Raw genomic sequence first — 18,517 nt, forward strand, 5'->3', positions numbered from 1 at the left:
CCATGGTTCTCAGCCTCCTTCTTACTCGGGAACGACTTCTCACGCTGCCTACCGGCACGACCTCCAGGCTCGCGGTAGCGGACCGTCCAAGGATGCTTACAGCGGGTTCCCTCACATGAGTATTCCTTGTTCGCCGAGTCGGCCTTGCACTTCTGAAAGACGGTTGCCACAGGGTTACCGCCCCTTCCTGTCGATGACGCACGGACCTGTCCGGCGTCGCGCCGCTTGTCCGGCACAGCCCCAGTCTGCACACGATCCACCCTAAACTGTCAACACAGGGTGGCTCACCCTGTGTGGTACGTTCGAAAGCGTGGAAGCAAATGAGAGCGGGTTCGAGATCCTTCAGCGGCAGGGGGCTTGGGTGGTCCGCATGTGGTGGCCGACCGGCCCAATCACCGGAGGGCCGCAGCGGATGACTGTTGAGGCAGCGGAAGACACTGCCACGCGTGACGTGGCGCGGGGGATCTCCACGACCGTTCTGCGAAGGCTCGACCTGGCGGCGGCCATGAAGCTGGCGGAGGAGGCGCCCGAACTGCAACAGGGCATGGAGGAGGTGACGGCGAAGGTGGAGGAAGCGGGATCGTCGGCGGGCCTGCTGCTGGCCAACGAAGGTGTGTCTGAGACGTACTTGGCCATGCTGGCAGCCACCTACAAGACCATGGCCGACTTGGGCGCTCCGGCCCCTGTTCCGTGGCTGGCGCGGCTCATCGGTCGCCGTCCCGAGACCGTGAAGGATCATCTCAAGCGCGCGCGAAGAGAGGGGTACCTGACCACCCTTGCGGGCAAGGCTGGCGGTGAACTGACCGAGAAAGCAACGGAGACACTTGCGACCTTCGTCAAAACTGGTGACGGTCAGGACTGACATTCACTATTACTGAAGCAGCGCACGATGAGCCCCCAGGGAACTGGGGGCCTTTCTTTTAGTGGGGGGCCTATGCATACAAAACTGATGACGGTGGACGACGTGGCCGAATACCTGAACAAGCCTCAGTCATGGGTGTACGGAAATTGGCAGCGCGAGAAGATCCCGTTCCGGAAGGTGGGTCAGGCGCTCCGGTGCCGACCAAGTGACCTCGACAAGTGGCTTGACGAGCAGGGGGCCGAGTGAATGAGCCGAAGCCTCGCCGGTTGCTCACTGCCACCTACGACGTGAAAGAGGAATGGAGCCGTGCACTCTTTGGCGCTTTCGGGCCGGGTGGGCTGATCGCCACCGAGGCTGACGATTTCCGGCGGGACCATTTGCTTTGGGCCCTGGTTCAACTCCGGTGCGTGAACGGCCGGACAGGGGCGATGTTCACTGGGGACACGGAGATAGCGCAACGGCTCGGCTACAACACCAAGGATCACCCTGGGAAGCGATGCCGGGACGTGCTGACGTTGCTGGGGTTCTTCACTCAGCACGGGAAGAAGGGCAGGGCGGCCAATCTGCGCCTCTCTGCCCCAACTGACATCCTGGCGGATTACCCGACCTTGGCGGAGTCGGCCTATGGCGACATAGTCACCGTTACGGACACCAATCCTCCAAGGACCAAGGGAGTACAGGAAGTTCTCCCCCGAGCCCTCAAGTCACCCTCTTGGGGTGATCCTTTGCCGCCTTGGCAGCAAGGTGATCCCTTCGGAGGTTCCCATTTCCCCGGTGGAACGGGGACTTAGTTAGTAGCTGGTAGTACGTAGCTCATAGAGCGTAGGTAGTAGTGAGAAGGAGGCCCCTCCGTCGGGGCCTCCTCTCATTTGTGGCAACAGGTCCAGGACCTTTGGGGGTCCTGAACCCGCCAAGGCGAGTGGAGTTGGGCAACTTGTTGCCCACGACACCAGGGATTTTTGTTCCGCACCGGGCCGCGTGATCTGTGACTCATTTGCTGCGGTCGGTGTCCTGAATCACCGAAGAGGACACGTACATACATAGTGAGAGACCTTCAAAGGCTCCTCTCAACTTCTGACCCTGGCCTCCTCCTTACCTCTGGGCGGCCGGGGCTTTCTCTTATGGTCACAGATTCGCATTCGGGCAACGGCCCGCAAGGAGAAGCATGTTCAATCGTCATCACTTCACCGCACGTCGCATTGCTCTCGGCCTGTCTGTTGAGGACCTGGCCGATGAGCTTCACGTATCTCCCTCAACCGTCTATCGCTGGGAATCCGGGGCGACCTGCCCGAGTCTGCGCATGCTGGTTCCCGCCACCCGCATTCTTTGCGTTCCGCTCCTTGCCCTCGTTGAGGACGACGGTTCCGAGGACCGCCGTATTGCCGAGGCGCTGGATTCCGTTCTTCGGCTCGACATGCACAAGGAGATTGCAGCGTGAGCGAAAACAGCAACACGCAGGAAGCGCAGACCGAAACAGCATCTGACCCGGCTGAGGCGATCAGGGCAGACATTCACCGCGAGTACGCCGGGAAGCTGGCACAGGCAGAAATGAAGGCTCAGGCAGCCAAGGCCGGTATCGCTCTGCCAGAAGGATTCGCCGATTACCTGGACACTTCCAAACTGCTCGGGGAGGACGGACAGCCGTCCTCCGAGGCGGTAGCCAAGTTGCTGGAACCGTTCCAGCCTGCCGAAGCGGAGTTTCCTCAGTTGGCAGGAAGCGGGTACAACCGCAGCGGATCAGCTTTTCCCGGCCCCGTCCGCCCTGTTTCTCTAGACGCCCGACTTCGGAAGTAAGAAGGAGATACCCATATGGCTTTTTCGTATCAGCACGCAGGAACTGACACTTTCGTACCCGAGATTTTTGATGCTGAGCTGATCGTTCAGTTTGACCCTCTACTCGTCTGGGCTTCTCGCCTGGTGAGTAACCGAAAGTACGAGGGGGAGATCAGGAAGAAGGGCGATGTTGTTCACATCAACTCGCTTTTGCGGCCCTCGGTCGGTGACTACAAGCTCCCGGACGGCATGACTGCCCAACGGCCGGAGACCGTTGACCAGAAGTTGCCGATCACCCAAGCGAAGTATCTGCAAGTGTTGGTAGAGGACGCGGAGAAGGTCCAGCTCACCGGTGGCCTTGACTCCCCGATTAATCAGCAGATGATCCGGTCCCTTGCGCGTGAGGCTGACACCTTCATGGGCGGCATCATCGCTCAGGGGGCGACGGCCCTCCCGGTCATCAAGCCGACCACAGGGAGCATCCCTCAGAGCCTCTACAGCGCCATCCTGGACATGATGCTATCCCTCGACGACAACGACATTCCCACAGGCCGGTACGTCGTCGTCTCGTCGCGCGTGAAGCGTTACCTCGTCGAGCATCCATCCATTGCCAATGCTGCGGCCTACGGTGAGGGCGGTGTGACCGCCAATGGCGTTGTGGCTCGCCTTGCCGGGTTCACGGTCGCCTCCACCACGGCCATGCCGACGGGGGTAGACATCGTGGCAGGGCACAGTGAATTCGCCACCTATGCATCCCAGTTCACGGGCTTCCGTGAGGGCCAGTCGGAAAAATTCAGAGCCGACTACATCGACACCCTGCACCTGTATGGCGGGAAGATCGTGCGATTCCCGGGGATGGACACCAAGAAGACCGACAACACATTTGACGAGACCAAGCCCACGAAGGGAATCGTTAAGGCTGCGGTCGAGTGGCCTGCATGATGCACCCGAGAGCGGGGCCTCTGCCGAAATGGTGGAGGCCCCGCTCTTTTTGTTTGTGAGCACGGACCCGAGACGGTCTGCGTCACTCAGCGTCCACAACGGGCCGGGGCCGGCCCAAGTAGACAGTAATGGAAACCAACGGACCCGAACCATTTGGAGGTCAGTGATGCCCAAGTTTCGGAACCCCGATTCACCGCACAGCCGATACAAGGGTTTGGTCGAACTCCCCTGGGAGCACGCGCTACCGGTGCCAGACATGCCACCGGGGCGCGAATGGTCGGAGACTGAGGGCGAGCAGTGGCGGCAGTGGTGGAGCAGTCCTCAAGCTGCCATGTGGGATGAGTCGTTCGTGCCGAGTGTGGCCGTGATGCTGACCTACTACGGCAAGATCCTGGACGGCTCGGCCACACGGGACCACCTGACCGAGTACCGGCAGCTTGCCGGAGCCCTCGGACTAACGGCAGAGGGCATGAAGCGGCTGGGCTGGACCTTCCAGGGTGATGCGCAGTGAGCGCCCGTCGAGCGGCCAAGGCCGGTGCCGCAAGGGCTCATAGTGGAGTGCACCGCCCCGGCTTCGAATGCCCCTGGGCTGTACCTCAGTGCTCCGCCTGCGTGCGCGAGTCCGCAATCCACATTGCGTGGCAGCTGACGGCCAAGAACCGACCTTGGGGCGACAGTTTGCGGCACATTTCCGAGCACTGCCATTCCTGCAAGAAAGGGTGATCGCATCACGCATCTTGTGGCGGCTCACGGCCCCGGGGATTTGATTGGCAAACGCGATGGAAGGAAGGCGCCCCCGGCGGTCCCAATTTCTTTTCTATTTCCCATTACCCCCGCTATTGCATTCACCTCTATTATCGTTTAGTTATGCGTACGTTACCGTTCCGTGATAGGGGACGGGCAGGATGTGATCAGTTCGCATCACACGATGCGGCGGCTGTAAGAGCAACGCTCCGGCCACTCACTGAGACTTCCGACTGCCCGACCGAATCAAAGGATTCCCAGCGATGCGTAAGACGGTTCTCGTCCCCGTTCAGCACACCTTTTGCGATGCTCACATAGCGCGTGATGGCAGCGAGGTAGAAGCCGTAGAGACGCTGACCCTGGGACGGCACACCTGGGATCTCTGCCTTGAACACAACGTCACCTTCGGTCGATACCTGGTGGACACACTTGGTGTGGGGCTGACGGATGCTGACGAGTCCGTTGATGAGTCGTTGCCTGTCGTTGCCCAGCCGGAGCCGGAGCCTGTAGCCGTGAGCGTGGAAGCGGCGGAGCCTGAGCCTGTCCCGTCCGTGATGCTGGCTGGTGAGGTACCGGGGTACGACTGGGACACGGCCCGTGAGGCTGTGCGGAACCTTGGCTTTGAAGTGGTGGGCCGCGCGGATGAGTCCACGGTGCTGCTGATCCTGGGTGAGGGCGGGGAGCGCAACGGCACCAAGCTGACGGACGCTGCCGAGCGTGGCATCCCGTGCATGGACGTCCGGGAGCCTGGCCGCTTCAAGGCTGCTGTGTGTGCTGGTGAGTTGGTCGGTGGTGACCCGCTGCCTGAGCCTGTCAAGGTCGGTCCCAAGGTCATGTCCGAGCGTGAGCGGAACCGTGCTGTACGGGCCTGGGCACGGGAGAACGGCCACGCCGTGCCGACCAAGGGACGTATCCCCATGAGCGTCCGTCACGCGTACGACCTGGCACATCGGGACGGAGCCGAGGGAAAAGCGGCAGCGGCCTGAGTGCCGAACCCCCCGTGCCGGGCGCTGAGTGTGCTCGGCATCCCCAGCCAGTGGCCACCCAACTGACCCTTCTTGAGATAGAGGCAGCATGAGCACCCCCGTTCTGTACGGTCCGATCGGCCGAGCCGTTCGCAAGATCGCGCCGTACGTCGAGACTGACGCACTGGGGATCTACGTGGCCGCACTGTCGATGTGGTCGGCCGCGATCGGCGGCACGGTCAAGGTGTCCTCTCGCGGCAACCCTCGTCCGGTGCTGCTGTGGTCTGCCCTGGTGGCCGGAACAGGGAGGGGGAAGGGAACCGCGCTCCGGGCAGCGCTTCACGTGCTGGACAAGTCCCTGGGTCGCTTCCTGGCGACACATACCACGTCCGGGATCACCTCCGGTGCGAGTCTCGTGCACCACCTGTGGGAACAGCAGGAAGCCACCGCAGAGACAGAGCAGGGGCGAGACGTCCGGGCCGTGGTGGTCGAAGAGGAATGGTCGGAAGTGCTCCGCAGAGTCAAGCGTGACGCTTCCTTCACCACCAAGCTGCGGGCAGCGTGGGACGGCGCCACTCTCCGCAACACCACCAAGGAAGCGGCGGAGGAAGTCCGCGACCCTGCCATGGTGTTGCACGCACACGTCACATTCTCTGACTGGGCCCGGTACGTGGGTGAGTCGGAAGCCGCCGGAGGCTCCTACAATCGCATCCTTCCGTTCCTGCTCGGCTCTGTTCCGATGCTCGATGATGACCGCGTGAGCCTGCCCGATGTGGACGGGTGGGAACTGTCCGACGCCTACGCATGGGCCACCGTCCGGCCCCGTGTGATCACACTTGGGGAAGACGCCCGGCAACTGTGGCGGATCGTCCGGCGGTACGCCCGCATCCTGGGCGAGACCCTGCCCGAGGGACAGGCCGTGTTCATCGAACGCACCGCAGAGCAGACACTCAGGGTCGCGGCCTGTCTGGCCGCCTCCGAGTGCTCCGAGCACATCACGGAAGAGACGTTGTCGGCCGCTTTTACGCTCGTACGCCGCTCCGTCCAGGACGCCGTACGGATCACCAAGGGGGCAGACGCTCCGAAGGTCAAGCGTCAGCCGCTCAGCCTCGCCGACAAGGTACGCGCCCGCATCGAGATGCACGGGGGTCGGGCCACGTCGTCTCAGGTGCTCTCGTACGTGGGAGCAACCGCCAGTGAGGTCAAGGAACTGTCCGGAATCGTCGTCACAGTGGAACGGTCAGGAAAGACCGGCCGACCAGCAACCGTTTTCACACTTCGCGAGGACAGTTCCCAGCGCGAAGAGTCAGGGCCGGCGAAGCGGACAGTAATGGAAAACAACGGAACCAAGGTTGTCAGTCTCGACGCCTACCGCCCGCCCCTCAAGGCCCCGGAGCCCGAGCCGGTGAAGCAGCCGGAACCGGTCACCGATCCCAACCCCTTCCGCGCGCTGCTCTGACCTCTCGAACAAACCAAGAACGCCCCTGCCGAAACAGGGGCGTTCCTTTGTTGGTCAGCGGTTCAAGTCCCGGTACTCCTCCAGCAGACGCAGAGCCGGGGCGAAGCTGCCCCGGCCTACACCGGGGCAGCGTCGTTCAGTTGACAGCGCCCACGCTTCCCAGCACGACATGCAGCGCAACACCCCGGAGTGCTCCGGATCTCTCTCCACGCTGCCACCACACTGGGGGCACTGCTGCATGACGACTCCCTACGCCGTTACGTCGAACTCCCCCAGCTTCGCACCGGGGAGGAACTCCGCCCACTCCACGGCGGTGAACTCGACCGTTTGGCCGGTCACGGAGCTGCGGAGCACGACTTTACCGGGAACATTGGTCGCGACCTCGACACACAGCTTGTTGTTGTTGTCGTACTTGCACGCGCTGGACGTGCGGAACTCGAACTCGGGCACTGCGTCCATGGAGCTGTTCCTTTCCCTCTGAGTGCGGGGAAACGGTCCCCGCGCCGTATTAAGTGCGCCCCCAACTGCTTGCCGACAAAGGACAGTTGGGGGCGCTGGCCCGTACCGGACGGGGGCGGCCGGTACGGGGGCATTCGTTGCGGCCCTTACGCGGATTCGGCCGCCATCGCGTTTCCTGCTGGTCTTGCTGGGGCGCCTGGCGCCTACCGCTCGCGCGTCACGCGCGCATGGTCGGTCACGACACGGCGGAACAGGTCATGTGCCGTGATGCCGGTATGGCCTAGGCACCAGTCCTGTGCCGCTTCCTGCTCGTCCTGGGCGCCGGAATCCTCGCCGCAGTCGGGCGTAGTACAGAACGCCTCGTACGTGACTCCGCCTTCCGGCATGTGCCGGATCGTGTGCTTCACGAAACGCATTGATGAGCGGGTCACGATTCCTCCTGGGCCTGTCGCCTTGCCTTGCACGACGGGCATTCGCAGGGCGGGAATCCGAATCCCTTATCGGACGGATTGGCGGGAGGGCACAGGTGCGTCACCTTGTCCTGTACTTCCGTCCGGGCGCCTGTCTGCAAATTGACCCGATAGACAGCGATCGTCATGGTGGTCACGTGATCACGCGCCCTTTCCGGTGGGCGCATGGCGCCATTCCTCGCCCAGATGACACAACAGGTAGGGCCGGACCAGGGTCATGGGGCGTTCCCAGGGCGCGGGCGGGAACCACTGCGCGCGAGGCTCCGGCAGCAGCGGAACGTGCCTCGCCTCGCGGTGTCTGCGGGCTACGGCCAGCCGCGCGCCGCAGACGTCAGGGGTGAGCGCGGTAGGGAGCGCTACAGCGGGGGCGGGTCGGCAGTGCCTGCCGGGTGCACGTCGTCCCCCAAGGACGCGTCTCACCCATTCGAGGGTAGTGCGGATAAGGTCTGTCACGTCGTCGCTCCTTCGAAGCGTCGGCCAGCCCCCGGATCGTTCGCCGCGATCGCGGGGGTCCTGCGTCTGGCCGGGCGTTTTACCCCGCTCCCTATCGGGCCGGGAACCTATAGGCCGAGTAGGACGTAGGCCGCTACGACACAGAGCGCCGTGCCCCAGGTGATGAGGAGAAAGATCCCGCCCCAGAACGCCCCGTCGTGGGTAACCTTCCAGCCCTGTAATCGTTGGCTCATCTCTTGCCTCTGAGCATTGCGAGGCCGCTCACATTGCGGTTGTGTCTGGTCAGGGCTCTGAGCTGCATCAGCTCCCTGTCGTTCGCCTTGCGGACGGCTACGGTGCGGGTCTCCCAGCTCAGCCCGGAGGGCCGTTTCAGGGTCAGCCTGGTTCCCTTCTGCTCCTGGACCACGCCGACCATCTGAGAGCCGCTGTCGAACACAGCAGTACCGGGCTCCCACTCTGTCGCCTGTCTCATCGCTTCCGCCCTCGCTCGTCGCTATGGGTCCGTTGAGCGTCGGGCATTCAGCAGGGGTCGCCTAGTGTGATTCGTAGTGGCAAGTCGCCTCAGCTAGCTGGATCTTGGCTGCCCTAGTGGCATCCGTAGGTGCAAGATGGGCCCATGGGCATCGGGGAACTGATCCGGGAGTTACGTTCGGCGCGCGACTGGTCGCAGGGACGCTTAGCGTCGGAAATCAACAATCAGTTCGGAACGACCCTCAGCCGGGAGTACGTGAGCGGTTGGGAGTGTTCCAAGCACGAGCCGGGAGGGTTCTACCTCCGGGCTCTGTCGGCAGTCCTGGATGTACCCCTAGCTGTCCTGGAGAACGAGTTGGAACGGCGTACCTTTCTCACCGACGTTGCGGGGGCCGCCATAGCCCCTGTGGTGGCCTCAGACCTGTTGTCCATGGGGTTTGCTGCCCGGCTTCGTGGCGGCCCATCTGTGGACGAATGGGATGGCAAGCTGGCCACCTACGGCACCGACTACATGTCCCTGGGCGCGGCAGACATTCAGCGCCGTGTCTCGGGTGAGTTGGTCGTGGTGCAGCAACAGTTGGACGAACCTGGGCTCTGGTCTGTGGCTTCACGCCTCATGACCTTGTACGCCAAGACGTTTCCCGGCTCTGACGGGTCCAAGGCGGTGCACTGGTACCGGATGGCCACCAAGGCGGCCGACCAGTCGGGGGATGAGTCGGCGCGGGTGTGGGTTCGTGGTCGGGCAGCTATCGCCTTGGGATACGAGGGTGCTTCATTGCCAGTGGCTGACGTGATCGCTGATCAAGCAATGGCCATCTCGGAACGGCCGTCCCTGGGGCTCCTGAATGCCGTCTACGGCAAGGCGCACGCTGCGGCCATCCGAGGTGATCACGCGACGGCCTTTGAGTTGGACGCACGCGCGAGGCGCATCTTCGACAAAGCGGGGTCATACGAACAAACCTCTGACTATGCCGTTCCGTACTGGCGACTGAATGTGTTCCGGTCCCTGCTGCTGGCCCGCCTTGGGGATGAGAAGGGGGCTGTGGAGGCCCAGGAACAAGCGAGCCGGGAGCTACCGCCGACGCTTCCCCGGTTCGCCACTCACTTGGAGTTGCACCGAGGTCTGATGCTGGCCCGGTCCGGCGACCGCGCCGGGGGCGCGGCGTACGCACAAAGGGCCATGGACGCCTTGCCTCCCGAGAAGCACTCTCTGACTCTGCGGATGCTCATGGATGAGGTCAGGTCGTAGCCCTAGTCAGCCGCCTTGGTCACGTGACCAACGCATGACCAACAGCGGTCCGAAACAGGCAGAAACAGCAGGTGAGCATGACCAACCCTCGGAGCCTCCAAGGGGCCTTAGGGGGTATGTTTACGCAGGTCAGCTAACTAATGAGCTGGAACCTACCCGAGGGCTCCGCGCGTCCTTCCCAGCACGAGACCAGCGCAGTGCCCTCATACGGCCCGGAACAGGCAGAACCGGACTCAGCACCAAACCAGCACGCGTACGCGAAGAGCCCCGGATCACTCCGGGGCTCACGCTGTTGACCTGCTGGTTTGGACTCACAGGGATGTCATGGTAGGTCGGCGTTCTCAATACCGTCCGCACATAAGTGCCACACTGCCACTTCCGCCCGCCACCCGAGGAGCCGCCCGAGAAATGGTCAGCACCGACACCGCCATCACCCTCGCCGACGCCTCTTTGGGCGATCTCTGGGACCGGGTCTTCGGGACCCAGCCCGCACCGCAGCAGTGGCTGGTCATCGCCACCGGTCTGCTCGCACTCGCCGCCGTCGCGCCACACTCGCTCTGGCGGATCTCGCGCAACGCCGTCACCATCGCCCACGAAGGCGGCCACGGGCTCGTGGCCCTGCTCACAGGACGCCGGCTCGACGGCATCAGACTCCACTCGGACACCAGCGGCCTCACCGTCAGCCGGGGCAGGCCCACCGGTCTCGGCATGATCCTCACCGCCGCGGCGGGCTACACCGCGCCTTCCCTGCTCGGCCTCGGCGGCGCCTGGCTGCTCGCCGCGCACCACATCACGCTGCTGCTGTGGCTTGCCACCGCCCTGCTCATAGCCATGCTGGTGATGATCCGGAACGCGTACGGAGCGCTCACCGTGATCCTCACCGGCGCCGCGTTCCTGCTGGTGTCGTGGCTGACAGAACCCGGCGTACAGGCCGGCTTCGCCTATGCCGCGGTCTGGTTCCTGCTGCTCGGCGGCGTACGCCCGGTCTTCGAGCTCCAGTCCAAGCGCCGCCACGGCGGGGCCCCGGACTCGGACGCCGATCAGCTCTCCCGGCTGACGCATGCCCCGCCCGCGATGTGGCTGTTCCTTTTCCACGCCGTGGCACTGTGTTCACTGATCGGCGGCGGGCGCTGGCTGCTGGGCCTCTGATTCCGGCCGGGTTCCGCGAACCTGACGGCCGAGCCCTCTATCACTCCCCTGTTACGACCCGATTTCGCCACATTTGATCAAGATCCGGGCCTTCGCGGAACCACTAAAGTGAGGGCCATGACCGAAAGCTCCGTGCACCCTGCCCTCTGGCCCGCCCCTTTCGCGACCGGAGCCGTCGAAGCGACGGTGACCGTGCCCGGTTCGAAGTCGGTCACCAACCGCGCACTTGTGCTGGCCTCGCTCGCCGCCGAACCCGGATGGCTGCGCCGCCCGCTGCGCTCGCGTGACAGCCATCTGATGGCGGAGGCCCTGCGCGCCCTCGGCGTCGGCATCGAGGAGGGCGTGGGCCCCGACGGCGCCGGCGAGGCCTGGCGCGTGATCCCCGCCGGTCTGCACGGACCGGCCACCGTCGATGTCGGCAATGCCGGCACCGTCATGCGCTTCCTGCCACCCGTCGCCGCCCTCGCCGACGGCCCGGTCCGCTTCGACGGCGACCCCCGTTCCTACGAGCGCCCGCTCAACGGGGTGATCGACGCCCTGCGCGTCCTCGGCGCCCGGATCGACGACGACGGCCGCGGCTCGCTCCCCATGACCGTGCACGGCGGCGGCGCGCTGGACGGCGGCCCGGTGCAGATCGACGCCTCCTCGTCCTCCCAGTTCGTCAGCGCCCTGCTGCTGTCCGCGCCGCGCTTCAACCAGGGCGTCGAGGTCCGGCACATCGGCGGCACCCTCCCCTCCATGCCGCACATCCGGATGACCGTCGACATGCTCCGCGCCGTCGGCGCCCAGGTCGACGAGCCCGAGACCGGCGGCGAGCCCAATGTCTGGCGGGTCTCCCCCTCGGCCCTGCTCGGCCGCGATCTGACCGTCGAGCCGGATCTGTCCAACGCACAGCCCTTCCTCGCCGCCGCGCTCATCACCGGCGGCCGGGTCACCATCCCGGACTGGCCCGAGCGCACCACCCAGCCCGGTGACGCGCTGCGCGAGATCTTCACCGAGATGGGCGGTTCCTGCGAACTGACCGAGGCGGGTCTGACCTTCACCGGCACCGGAGCGATCCACGGCATCGACGTCGACCTCGGCGAGGTCGGCGAGCTGACCCCGGGCATCGCCGCGGTCGCCGCGCTCGCCGACTCGCCCTCCACACTGCGCGGCGTCGCACATCTGCGCCTCCATGAGACGGACCGCCTCGCGGCCCTGACCAAGGAGATCAACGAGCTCGGCGGCGATGTCACCGAGACCGAGGACGGCTTGCGCATCCGCCCGCGCCGGCTGCACGGCGGCATCTTCCATACGTACGACGACCACCGGATGGCCACGGCAGGCTCGGTCATCGGCCTCGCCGTCGAGGGCGTACAGATCGAGAACGTGGCGACCACGGCGAAGACCCTGCCCGACTTCCCGCAGATGTGGGCCGGAATGCTCGGGGCCTGACGAAATGCGCCGCTACGGCAAGAACCCCGACGAGGACGACATCCGCGTCCGGCCCAACCGCAAGGGCAACCGCCCGAGGACCAACATCCGCCCCAAGCACGAGGACGCGGTCGAGGGCATGGTCCTCACCGTCGACCGGGGCCGGCTCACCTGCCTTGTCGACGACCGCGTCGTGATGGCGATGAAGGCCCGCGAACTGGGACGCAAGGCAGCCGTGGTGGGCGACCGCGTCGGGATCGTCGGCGATCTCTCCGGCGAGAAGGACACCCTGGCGCGCATCGTGCGCATCGAGGAGCGCAGGTCGGTCCTGAGGCGCACGGCCGACGACGACGATCCGTTCGAGCGCGTGGTGGTCGCCAACGCCGACCAGCTGGCGATCGTGACGGCGCTCGCCGACCCCGAACCGCGCCCGCGGCTGATCGACCGCTGCCTCGTCGCCGCGTACGACGGCGGGCTCACCCCGCTCCTCGTCCTGACCAAGTCGGATCTGGCCTCACCGGACGAGCTGCTGGAGATGTACGGCGCGCTCGGCGTACCCCATGTGGTCACCACCCGCGACGAGTTCGTCGACGGCGTCGCCGCCGAGCGGGTGCACGAGCATCTCTCGGGCCGTACCACCGCCTTCGTCGGCCACTCCGGCGTCGGCAAGACGACCCTGGTCAACGCCCTGGTCCCGAAGGAGCGGCGACGGACCACCGGCCTGGTCAACGCGGTCACCGGGCGCGGCCGGCACACCACCACTTCGGCGCTCGCCCTCCCGCTGAACGACAAGGAGGGCGGCTGGGTGATCGACACCCCGGGCGTGCGCTCCTTCGGTCTGCACCATGTCGATCCGTCCCGGGTGATCCTCGCCTTCCCCGACCTCGTGCCGGGGACGGAGGGCTGTCCGCGGGCCTGCGGCCACGACGAGCCGGACTGCGCGCTGGACGAGTGGGTCGACCAGGGGCACGCGGATCCGGCGCGGCTCTACTCGCTGCGCAGGCTGCTGGCCACCAGGGAACGACGCGAGGGCGACTGACCTGCACACGTTTGGGGTCACCCGCCGTTGGTAAGTGCATAATCGCACCAAGTGCGACGAAGCAGTCACCGACTGATGCGGGAGGCACAGACCATGGCGTGGCTGCTGGTGGTGGTCGCCGGAATGCTTGAGACGGGCTTCGCGGTCTGCCTCAAGCTCTCGCACGGTTTCACCCGGCTCTGGCCGACGATCGCGTTCGCCGCCTTCGCCCTGGGCAGCTTCGGTCTGCTGACGCTGGCCCTGCGGAAGCTCGATGTCGGTCCGGCCTATGCCGTGTGGACGGGCATCGGCGCCGCCGGCACCGCGATCTACGGAATGGTCTTCCTGGACGACCTGGTCTCCACGCTCAAGATCGTCTCCATCTCGCTGGTGATCATCGGCGTCATCGGCCTCCAGCTGTCGGGCTCGTCGCACTGACGGCGCCGCCCACGGCCGCACGCACCAGCGCCGGGGTGCCCCCGCCGACGGGCGCGACGACACAGGAGAGCGCGAGCCGCACCGCCAGTTCGCAGCGGTACGCCAGCTCTGCCGCCTCCTCCCTCGTACGGCCGCCCGGCCGCCCAGGGTCGAGCGCCGCCGCAGATCGGTCCCGTACGGCGGCGACCAGGTCGACCGGGGACGGCAGCCCCGCGTCCGCGCGCCGCTGAGCCGGCACCCCGGACAGGACCGCGCCGCGGCGGGCGGGCCTCGGGGCAGGCAGCCGCTCGCTCCAGCAGCCGGTGAGCAGGGCCCGCAGCAGCGGTTTCGCGCGCGCCTCGCCGACGGTCCACTCGGCGACCGCCACAAGCCGTTCGGCTGCCCCGGTCCGCTCGGCGAGCAGCCGCTCCACTCCGTGCAGATAGGTGTCGGCCTCGCGCCGCACCAACGCGCGGGCCAGGCCGTCCTTACTGCCGAACTCGTTGTAGAGGGTCTGCCGCGAGACGCCGGCGGCGGACGCGACATCGACCATCCGGACCGCGGACCAGGGCAGCTCACCGAGCGCCACGAGAGCGGCGTTCAGCAGGGACTCTCGCGCTGTAGGCATCGTCGCCTCCCGGGCCGTGCGGCTCTCAGGCCGTGCGCCTCCGAGGCCGTGCGGCACTGGGCTCAGAGTTGACGCGCTGCCATCGAGTGTCAATAGCCGTGCAGGGCAGGGCCCCAGGACGGGCCACTTCCGCCCCGATAGAGTGACGACCATGCCCGATTACCACGACGATCTGCGCCTGGCCCATGTCCTCGCGGACGCCGCCGACGCCGCCACCATGGACCGGTTCAAGGCTCTGGACCTGAAGGTCGAGACCAAGCCGGACATGACTCCGGTCACCGAGGCGGACAAGGCGGCGGAGGAGCTGATCCGCGGACAGCTCCAGCGGGCACGGCCCCGGGACGCGATCCTCGGCGAGGAGTACGGCATCGAGGGCACGGGCCCTCGCCGCTGGGTGATCGACCCGATCGACGGCACCAAGAACTACGTGCGGGGTGTGCCGGTCTGGGCGACGCTGATCTCGCTGATGGTGCAGGGCGAGGGCGGCTACCAGCCCGTCGTCGGCGTGGTGTCCGCCCCGGCACTGAGCCGTCGCTGGTGGGCCGCGCAGGGCGGGGGCGCGTACACCGGGCGCTCCCTGAGCTCGGCGACCCGGCTGCGGGTCTCCAAGGTCGGCCGGATCCGGGACTCCTCGTTCGCGTACTCCTCGCTCAGCGGCTGGGAGGAGCAGGGCCGGCTCGACGGATTCCTCGATCTGACCCGGGCCTGCTGGCGCACCCGCGGTTATGGCGACTTCTGGCCCTACATGATGGTCGCCGAGGGCTCGGTGGACATCTGCGCCGAGCCGGAGCTCTCCCTGTGGGACATGGCGGCGACGGCGATCGTCGTCCAGGAGGCGGGCGGATCCTTCACGGGCCTGGACGGCCGTCCCGGCCCGCACAGCGGCAACGCCGCCGCGTCGAACGGCCTGCTCCACGAGGAGCTGCTGGGCTATCTGAACCAGCGGTACTGACGGCGGCCGGTTCCGAGGACGGTCGGCCTCGGCGGCGGTCGGTTCCGACGGCGCCGCGCACCGAGACAGGCGCGCACCGAGACAGCTGCGGACCGGCGGTAACGCGGTGCGGTGGTGCTGCGGTCCGGCAAGGCCGCGGCCCGGGAATCATCGCCCCGCACCACTGACGGGCATATACACCGATTTCCCCGCCGGGCGCGCGCTCCCCCATCGGCCACGCGCGCCCCCTTGCTGCCGCCCCGAAGGACTGCGACTCTGAGAGTCCCCCCACTTGTGAACTTGTGAATCGGTTCCCGAACACCGATCCACCAAGGAGGTGGCTCCATTCATGCTCGTCCGTGACGCCATGAGCACGGTGGTCCTCACCATCGGCCCCGCACACACCCTTCGCCAGGCGGCCTGCCTGATGGCCGCGCGCCGTATCGGCGCAGCCGTCGTCCTCGACACCGACGCCGGCGGACTCGGCATTCTGACCGAGCGCGACATCCTGAACTCCGTGGGAGCGGGGCAGGACCCCGATCGTGAGACCGCAGGCACCCACACCACCACCGACGTCGTCTTCGCCGCGCCCTCCTGGACCCTGGAGGAGGCTGCGGAGGCCATGACACGCGGCGGCTTCCGGCATCTGATCGTGCTCGACGGCGACGGACCGGTCGGCATCGTCTCCGTACGCGACATCATCCGCTGCTGGGCCCCGGCGAGGAGGCACCCCGCGACCCTGGCGGGCTGACGGATGAGGGCCGGCCCCCTGGACAGGGGACGCCGTTGGCTGATTCCCCCTGGACAGGGATCCGGCCCTCAGCACCACGACGGGCCTGCGTCAGCTACGCAGGGCCTGGACCGCGGCCTCCAGCCGCTTGCCGAAGTCGCCGTCGGCCTGACGGAAGTTGTCGACCGCACGCTGGGCGATGTCGTCCCGCGAAACCTTCGAGATGAACCCGGCGAGGTTCTCGATCAAACGGCCCTTCTCCTCCTCCGACATCAGGCGGTAGAGATTGCCCGCCTGCACGAAGTCGTTGTCCTCGGCATGCGAAGGGGCCTCGTGGTTGCCGGTGCCGCCGGCGACGGCGGTCGGCACCCACAGCGGCCGGTCCATCTGGAACGGCCCGCCGAAGCTGTTCGGCTCGTAGTTCTTGGCTCCCTTGTGGCGGCCGTCGTACAGGTGGCCGTCACGGCTGTTCGTACGCGCCTCGGTGGCGTGCGGGCGGTTCACCGGGAGGTGGTCGGCGTTGATGCCGACGCGGTAGCGGTGGGCGTCGCCGTACGCGAAGAGGCGGCCCTGGAGCATCTTGTCCGGGGACGGGCCGATACCCGGCACGAAGTGCGCGGGGCTGAAGATCGACTGCTCGACCTCGGCGAAGATGTTCTCCGGGTTCCGGTTGAGCTCCAGCCTGCCGATCTCGATCGGCGGGTAGTCCTCGTGCGGCCAGACCTTGGTCAGGTCGAACGGGTTGAAGCGGTAGTTGCCGGCCTCCGCCGCGGGCATGATCTGCACCTGCACGGTCCAGGACGGGAAGTCACCGCGCTCGATCGACTCGCGCAGGTCGCGCTGATGGCTGTCCGGGTCCACGCCGGAGAGGCGGACGGCCTCCTCCGTGGTGAGGTTCCTGATGCCCTGGTCGGTCTTGAAGTGGTACTTGACCCAGAAGACCTCGCCGGCCTCGTTGTTCCACTGGAACGTGTGCGAGCCGTAGCCGTTCATGTGGCGCAGCGTGGCCGGGATGCCGCGGTCGCCGAAGAGCCAGGTCACCTGGTGGGTCGCCTCGGGGCTCAGGCCCCAGAAGTCCCACACGTTGTCGGCTTCCTGCGAGCCGGTGTACGGGTCGCGCTTCTGCGTGTGGATGAAGTCGGGGAACTTGATGGCGTCCTTGATGAAGAACACCGGGGTGTTGTTGCCGACGAGGTCGTAGTTGCCCTCTTCGGTGTAGAACTTCAGCGCGAAGCCACGGGGGTCGCGCACCGCGTCCGCCGAGCCGAGGTTGCCCGCGACCGTGGAGAAGCGCAGGAACGTCTCGGTCTGCTTGCCGACCTCGGACAGGAACTTCGCACGCGTCCACCGGGAGACGTCGCGGGTGAGCGTGAAGGTGCCGTACGCACCGGCGCCGCGCGCGTGCACGATGCGCTCCGGGATGCGCTCGCGGTTGAAGTGCGCGAGCTTCTCGAGCAGCACCTGGTCCTGCACCAGGACCGGTCCACCGACGCCCGCGGTCTCGCTGTTCTGGTTGTCGGCGACCGGAGCGCCGGCCTCCGTGGTGAGCGGTCCCTGCGTCACGTGCGCCTCCTGCGTCATTGCCTGCAAAGTCCTGTCCCTCGGCGGTTGCCGGTCTCGATCCTACAATGGACTTTGTCTAAGTCAAGCAAGCATCTAAAGTCACACCTGTTCGGGATCTGGGCCTTGCCACTGTTAAGCTGGTCTTATGAGCGACCTGTTGGAACGACTTCGCGGACGCGGCTGGCGTATGACTGCGCAGCGGCGTGTCGTGGCTGAGGTCCTCGACGGCGACCATGTCCACCTGACGGCCGACGAGGTGCATGCGCGCGCCGTGAAGCGGCTGCCCGAGATCTCCCGGGCGACGGTGTACAACACGCTGGGCGAGCTGGTGAGCCTCGGCGAGGTCCTCGAGGTCTCGACGGACCGCCGCGCCAAGCGGTACGACCCGAACGCGCACCGGCCCCATCAGCACCTGGTCTGCGCCCGGTGCGGAGCGATCCGCGATGTGCACCCCTCACGCAATCCGCTGGCGGACCTCCCGGACTCGGAGCGCTTCGGCTTCACGGTCTCCGACGTCGAGGTCACCTACCGGGGCACGTGCCCGAACTGCGCCTCGGCCTGACGGCTTCACCGACGAAGTGCCCGGCACTTGAGATCGCCGGGCCCTTCCCGCATTCCGGTTCCGGTTGACGCGGGTTACGGCAGCAGTCGGGGCGGGCATACGACCAAGGCCCGGATCCTGATGGATCCGGGCCTTGGTCGATCAGTAGCGGGGACAGGATTTGAACCTGCGACCTCTGGGTTATGAGCCCAGCGAGCTACCGAGCTGCTCCACCCCGCGTCGGTGAATGCAACATTACGTCACCCCGCCGACCAGCGCA

General features: G+C 66.2%; 23 protein-coding genes and 1 tRNA gene. 16 read left to right on the plus strand and 8 right to left on the minus strand.

The genetic code is table 11. The features are described from left to right. Positions 1-310 precede the first annotated feature (310 nt). From OG293_RS11040 to OG293_RS11065, 6 genes are all read left to right on the plus strand, one after another. A complete protein-coding gene (locus tag OG293_RS11040) occupies positions 311-862 on the plus strand; it encodes a hypothetical protein (protein ID WP_405998609.1) in 552 nt (183 codons plus the stop codon). 87 nt (positions 863-949) lie between these two features. After that, positions 950-1,108: a helix-turn-helix domain-containing protein gene (locus tag OG293_RS11045; RefSeq protein ID WP_405998610.1), complete on the plus strand. Its 159-nt coding sequence runs from the start codon at positions 950-952 to the stop codon at positions 1,106-1,108. 919 nt (positions 1,109-2,027) lie between these two features. Continuing rightward, on the plus strand, positions 2,028-2,300 hold the full coding sequence (locus tag OG293_RS11050; protein WP_405998611.1) for a helix-turn-helix domain-containing protein: 273 nt from the start codon (positions 2,028-2,030) through the stop codon (positions 2,298-2,300). Continuing rightward, entirely contained in the window at positions 2,297-2,656 is a 360-nt protein-coding gene (locus OG293_RS11055; RefSeq protein WP_405998612.1) for a hypothetical protein, read from the plus strand. Before OG293_RS11050 ends, OG293_RS11055 begins: the two co-directional genes overlap by 4 nt. Before the next feature lie 15 nt (positions 2,657-2,671). Then, positions 2,672-3,577 carry a hypothetical protein gene (locus OG293_RS11060; protein ID WP_405998613.1) on the plus strand — a complete coding sequence of 302 codons (906 nt, stop codon included), beginning with the start codon at positions 2,672-2,674 and terminating at the stop codon, positions 3,575-3,577. A gap of 349 nt (positions 3,578-3,926) precedes the next feature. Then, positions 3,927-4,088, plus strand: coding sequence for a hypothetical protein (locus tag OG293_RS11065; protein WP_405998614.1), 162 nt, complete (start codon positions 3,927-3,929; stop codon positions 4,086-4,088). Between the two features lie 400 nt (positions 4,089-4,488). On the opposite strand, the gene OG293_RS11070 is transcribed toward OG293_RS11065, so the two are convergent. Beyond that, entirely contained in the window at positions 4,489-4,716 is a 228-nt protein-coding gene (locus OG293_RS11070; RefSeq protein ID WP_405998615.1) for a hypothetical protein, read from the minus strand. 117 nt (positions 4,717-4,833) lie between these two features. Between OG293_RS11070 and OG293_RS11075 the strand changes: the two genes are divergently transcribed. Further along, complete coding sequence (locus OG293_RS11075) at positions 4,834-5,307, plus strand: histone-like nucleoid-structuring protein Lsr2 (protein ID WP_405998616.1); 474 nt, start codon at positions 4,834-4,836, stop codon at positions 5,305-5,307. Between the two features lie 88 nt (positions 5,308-5,395). Then, positions 5,396-6,745, plus strand: coding sequence for a DUF3987 domain-containing protein (locus OG293_RS11080; RefSeq protein WP_405998617.1), 1,350 nt, complete (start codon positions 5,396-5,398; stop codon positions 6,743-6,745). Between the two features lie 249 nt (positions 6,746-6,994). On the opposite strand, the gene OG293_RS11085 is transcribed toward OG293_RS11080, so the two are convergent. The 4 genes from OG293_RS11085 to OG293_RS11100 all read right to left on the minus strand — a co-directional run bounded on the left by OG293_RS11085 (position 6,995) and on the right by OG293_RS11100 (position 8,599). Beyond that, positions 6,995-7,204 carry a DUF397 domain-containing protein gene (locus tag OG293_RS11085; protein ID WP_405998618.1) on the minus strand — a complete coding sequence of 70 codons (210 nt, stop codon included), beginning with the start codon at positions 7,202-7,204 and terminating at the stop codon, positions 6,995-6,997. A gap of 203 nt (positions 7,205-7,407) precedes the next feature. Then, on the minus strand, positions 7,408-7,635 hold the full coding sequence (locus tag OG293_RS11090) for a hypothetical protein (protein WP_405998619.1): 228 nt from the start codon (positions 7,633-7,635) through the stop codon (positions 7,408-7,410). A 180-nt stretch (positions 7,636-7,815) separates the two neighbouring features. After that, on the minus strand, positions 7,816-8,127 hold the full coding sequence (locus tag OG293_RS11095; protein ID WP_405998620.1) for a hypothetical protein: 312 nt from the start codon (positions 8,125-8,127) through the stop codon (positions 7,816-7,818). A gap of 229 nt (positions 8,128-8,356) precedes the next feature. Next, positions 8,357-8,599: a hypothetical protein gene (locus tag OG293_RS11100; protein ID WP_405998621.1), complete on the minus strand. Its 243-nt coding sequence runs from the start codon at positions 8,597-8,599 to the stop codon at positions 8,357-8,359. Positions 8,600-8,743: 144 nt separating this feature from the next. On the opposite strand from OG293_RS11100, the gene OG293_RS11105 reads away from it, so the two are divergent. The 5 genes from OG293_RS11105 (at position 8,744) to OG293_RS11125 (ending at position 13,865) form a co-directional block, all read left to right on the plus strand. Further along, a complete protein-coding gene (locus OG293_RS11105; RefSeq protein WP_405998622.1) occupies positions 8,744-9,847 on the plus strand; it encodes a multiprotein-bridging factor 1 family protein in 1,104 nt (367 codons plus the stop codon). A 408-nt stretch (positions 9,848-10,255) separates the two neighbouring features. After that, positions 10,256-10,996 (plus strand): M50 family metallopeptidase, encoded by a 741-nt coding sequence (locus tag OG293_RS11110; RefSeq protein WP_405998623.1) that lies wholly within the window; start codon positions 10,256-10,258, stop codon positions 10,994-10,996. 117 nt (positions 10,997-11,113) lie between these two features. Continuing rightward, entirely contained in the window at positions 11,114-12,430 is a 1,317-nt protein-coding gene (gene aroA / locus OG293_RS11115) for a 3-phosphoshikimate 1-carboxyvinyltransferase (protein ID WP_405998624.1), read from the plus strand. A gap of 4 nt (positions 12,431-12,434) precedes the next feature. Then, a complete protein-coding gene (rsgA, locus tag OG293_RS11120) occupies positions 12,435-13,448 on the plus strand; it encodes a ribosome small subunit-dependent GTPase A (protein WP_405998625.1) in 1,014 nt (337 codons plus the stop codon). A 93-nt stretch (positions 13,449-13,541) separates the two neighbouring features. Further along, positions 13,542-13,865: a DMT family transporter gene (locus OG293_RS11125; protein ID WP_406003562.1), complete on the plus strand. Its 324-nt coding sequence runs from the start codon at positions 13,542-13,544 to the stop codon at positions 13,863-13,865. On the opposite strand, the gene OG293_RS11130 is transcribed toward OG293_RS11125, so the two are convergent. Next, a complete protein-coding gene (locus tag OG293_RS11130; protein ID WP_405998626.1) occupies positions 13,831-14,472 on the minus strand; it encodes a TetR/AcrR family transcriptional regulator in 642 nt (213 codons plus the stop codon). The genes OG293_RS11125 and OG293_RS11130 overlap by 35 nt on opposite strands. Positions 14,473-14,623: 151 nt before the next feature. On the opposite strand from OG293_RS11130, the gene hisN reads away from it, so the two are divergent. Both hisN and OG293_RS11140 read left to right on the plus strand, forming a co-directional pair. Beyond that, positions 14,624-15,424 carry a histidinol-phosphatase gene (hisN, locus tag OG293_RS11135; RefSeq protein ID WP_405998627.1) on the plus strand — a complete coding sequence of 267 codons (801 nt, stop codon included), beginning with the start codon at positions 14,624-14,626 and terminating at the stop codon, positions 15,422-15,424. A 328-nt stretch (positions 15,425-15,752) separates the two neighbouring features. After that, positions 15,753-16,154, plus strand: a complete 402-nt coding sequence (locus tag OG293_RS11140; protein ID WP_405998628.1) for a cyclic nucleotide-binding/CBS domain-containing protein — start codon at positions 15,753-15,755, stop codon at positions 16,152-16,154. Positions 16,155-16,244: 90 nt separating this feature from the next. Here OG293_RS11140 and OG293_RS11145 read toward each other — a convergent pair whose 3' ends face one another. Next, positions 16,245-17,714 (minus strand): catalase, encoded by a 1,470-nt coding sequence (locus OG293_RS11145; protein ID WP_405998629.1) that lies wholly within the window; start codon positions 17,712-17,714, stop codon positions 16,245-16,247. 127 nt (positions 17,715-17,841) lie between these two features. On the opposite strand from OG293_RS11145, the gene OG293_RS11150 reads away from it, so the two are divergent. Further along, positions 17,842-18,258 carry a Fur family transcriptional regulator gene (locus tag OG293_RS11150; protein WP_405998630.1) on the plus strand — a complete coding sequence of 139 codons (417 nt, stop codon included), beginning with the start codon at positions 17,842-17,844 and terminating at the stop codon, positions 18,256-18,258. Between the two features lie 145 nt (positions 18,259-18,403). Here OG293_RS11150 and OG293_RS11155 read toward each other — a convergent pair. Beyond that, positions 18,404-18,477: transfer RNA gene (locus OG293_RS11155), tRNA-Met, on the minus strand. Positions 18,478-18,517: the final 40 nt, after the last annotated feature.

Origin of the sequence: Streptomyces sp. NBC_00829 (assembly GCF_045161795.1) — a bacterium.
Taxonomy (GTDB): Bacteria; Actinomycetota; Actinomycetes; order Streptomycetales; family Streptomycetaceae; genus Streptomyces.

What these genes read in the sequence shown, in the direction of transcription:
- OG293_RS11045 (WP_405998610.1), top strand. Translation starts at nt 950, where the DNA reads ATGACGGTGGACGACGTGGCCGAATACCTGAACAAGCCTCAGTCATGG.
- OG293_RS11050 (WP_405998611.1), top strand. Translation starts at nt 2,028, where the DNA reads ATGTTCAATCGTCATCACTTCACCGCACGTCGCATTGCTCTCGGCCTG.
- OG293_RS11060 (WP_405998613.1), top strand. Translation starts at nt 2,672, where the DNA reads ATGGCTTTTTCGTATCAGCACGCAGGAACTGACACTTTCGTACCCGAG.
- OG293_RS11080 (WP_405998617.1), top strand. Translation starts at nt 5,396, where the DNA reads ATGAGCACCCCCGTTCTGTACGGTCCGATCGGCCGAGCCGTTCGCAAG.
- OG293_RS11085 (WP_405998618.1), bottom strand. Translation starts at nt 7,204, where the DNA reads ATGGACGCAGTGCCCGAGTTCGAGTTCCGCACGTCCAGCGCGTGCAAG.
- OG293_RS11100 (WP_405998621.1), bottom strand. Translation starts at nt 8,599, where the DNA reads ATGAGACAGGCGACAGAGTGGGAGCCCGGTACTGCTGTGTTCGACAGC.
- OG293_RS11105 (WP_405998622.1), top strand. Translation starts at nt 8,744, where the DNA reads ATGGGCATCGGGGAACTGATCCGGGAGTTACGTTCGGCGCGCGACTGG.
- OG293_RS11110 (WP_405998623.1), top strand. Translation starts at nt 10,256, where the DNA reads ATGGTCAGCACCGACACCGCCATCACCCTCGCCGACGCCTCTTTGGGC.
- aroA (WP_405998624.1), top strand. Translation starts at nt 11,114, where the DNA reads ATGACCGAAAGCTCCGTGCACCCTGCCCTCTGGCCCGCCCCTTTCGCG.
- rsgA (WP_405998625.1), top strand. Translation starts at nt 12,435, where the DNA reads ATGCGCCGCTACGGCAAGAACCCCGACGAGGACGACATCCGCGTCCGG.
- OG293_RS11125 (WP_406003562.1), top strand. Translation starts at nt 13,542, where the DNA reads ATGGCGTGGCTGCTGGTGGTGGTCGCCGGAATGCTTGAGACGGGCTTC.
- OG293_RS11130 (WP_405998626.1), bottom strand. Translation starts at nt 14,472, where the DNA reads ATGCCTACAGCGCGAGAGTCCCTGCTGAACGCCGCTCTCGTGGCGCTC.
- hisN (WP_405998627.1), top strand. Translation starts at nt 14,624, where the DNA reads ATGCCCGATTACCACGACGATCTGCGCCTGGCCCATGTCCTCGCGGAC.
- OG293_RS11140 (WP_405998628.1), top strand. Translation starts at nt 15,753, where the DNA reads ATGCTCGTCCGTGACGCCATGAGCACGGTGGTCCTCACCATCGGCCCC.
- OG293_RS11145 (WP_405998629.1), bottom strand. Translation starts at nt 17,714, where the DNA reads ATGACGCAGGAGGCGCACGTGACGCAGGGACCGCTCACCACGGAGGCC.
- OG293_RS11150 (WP_405998630.1), top strand. Translation starts at nt 17,842, where the DNA reads ATGAGCGACCTGTTGGAACGACTTCGCGGACGCGGCTGGCGTATGACT.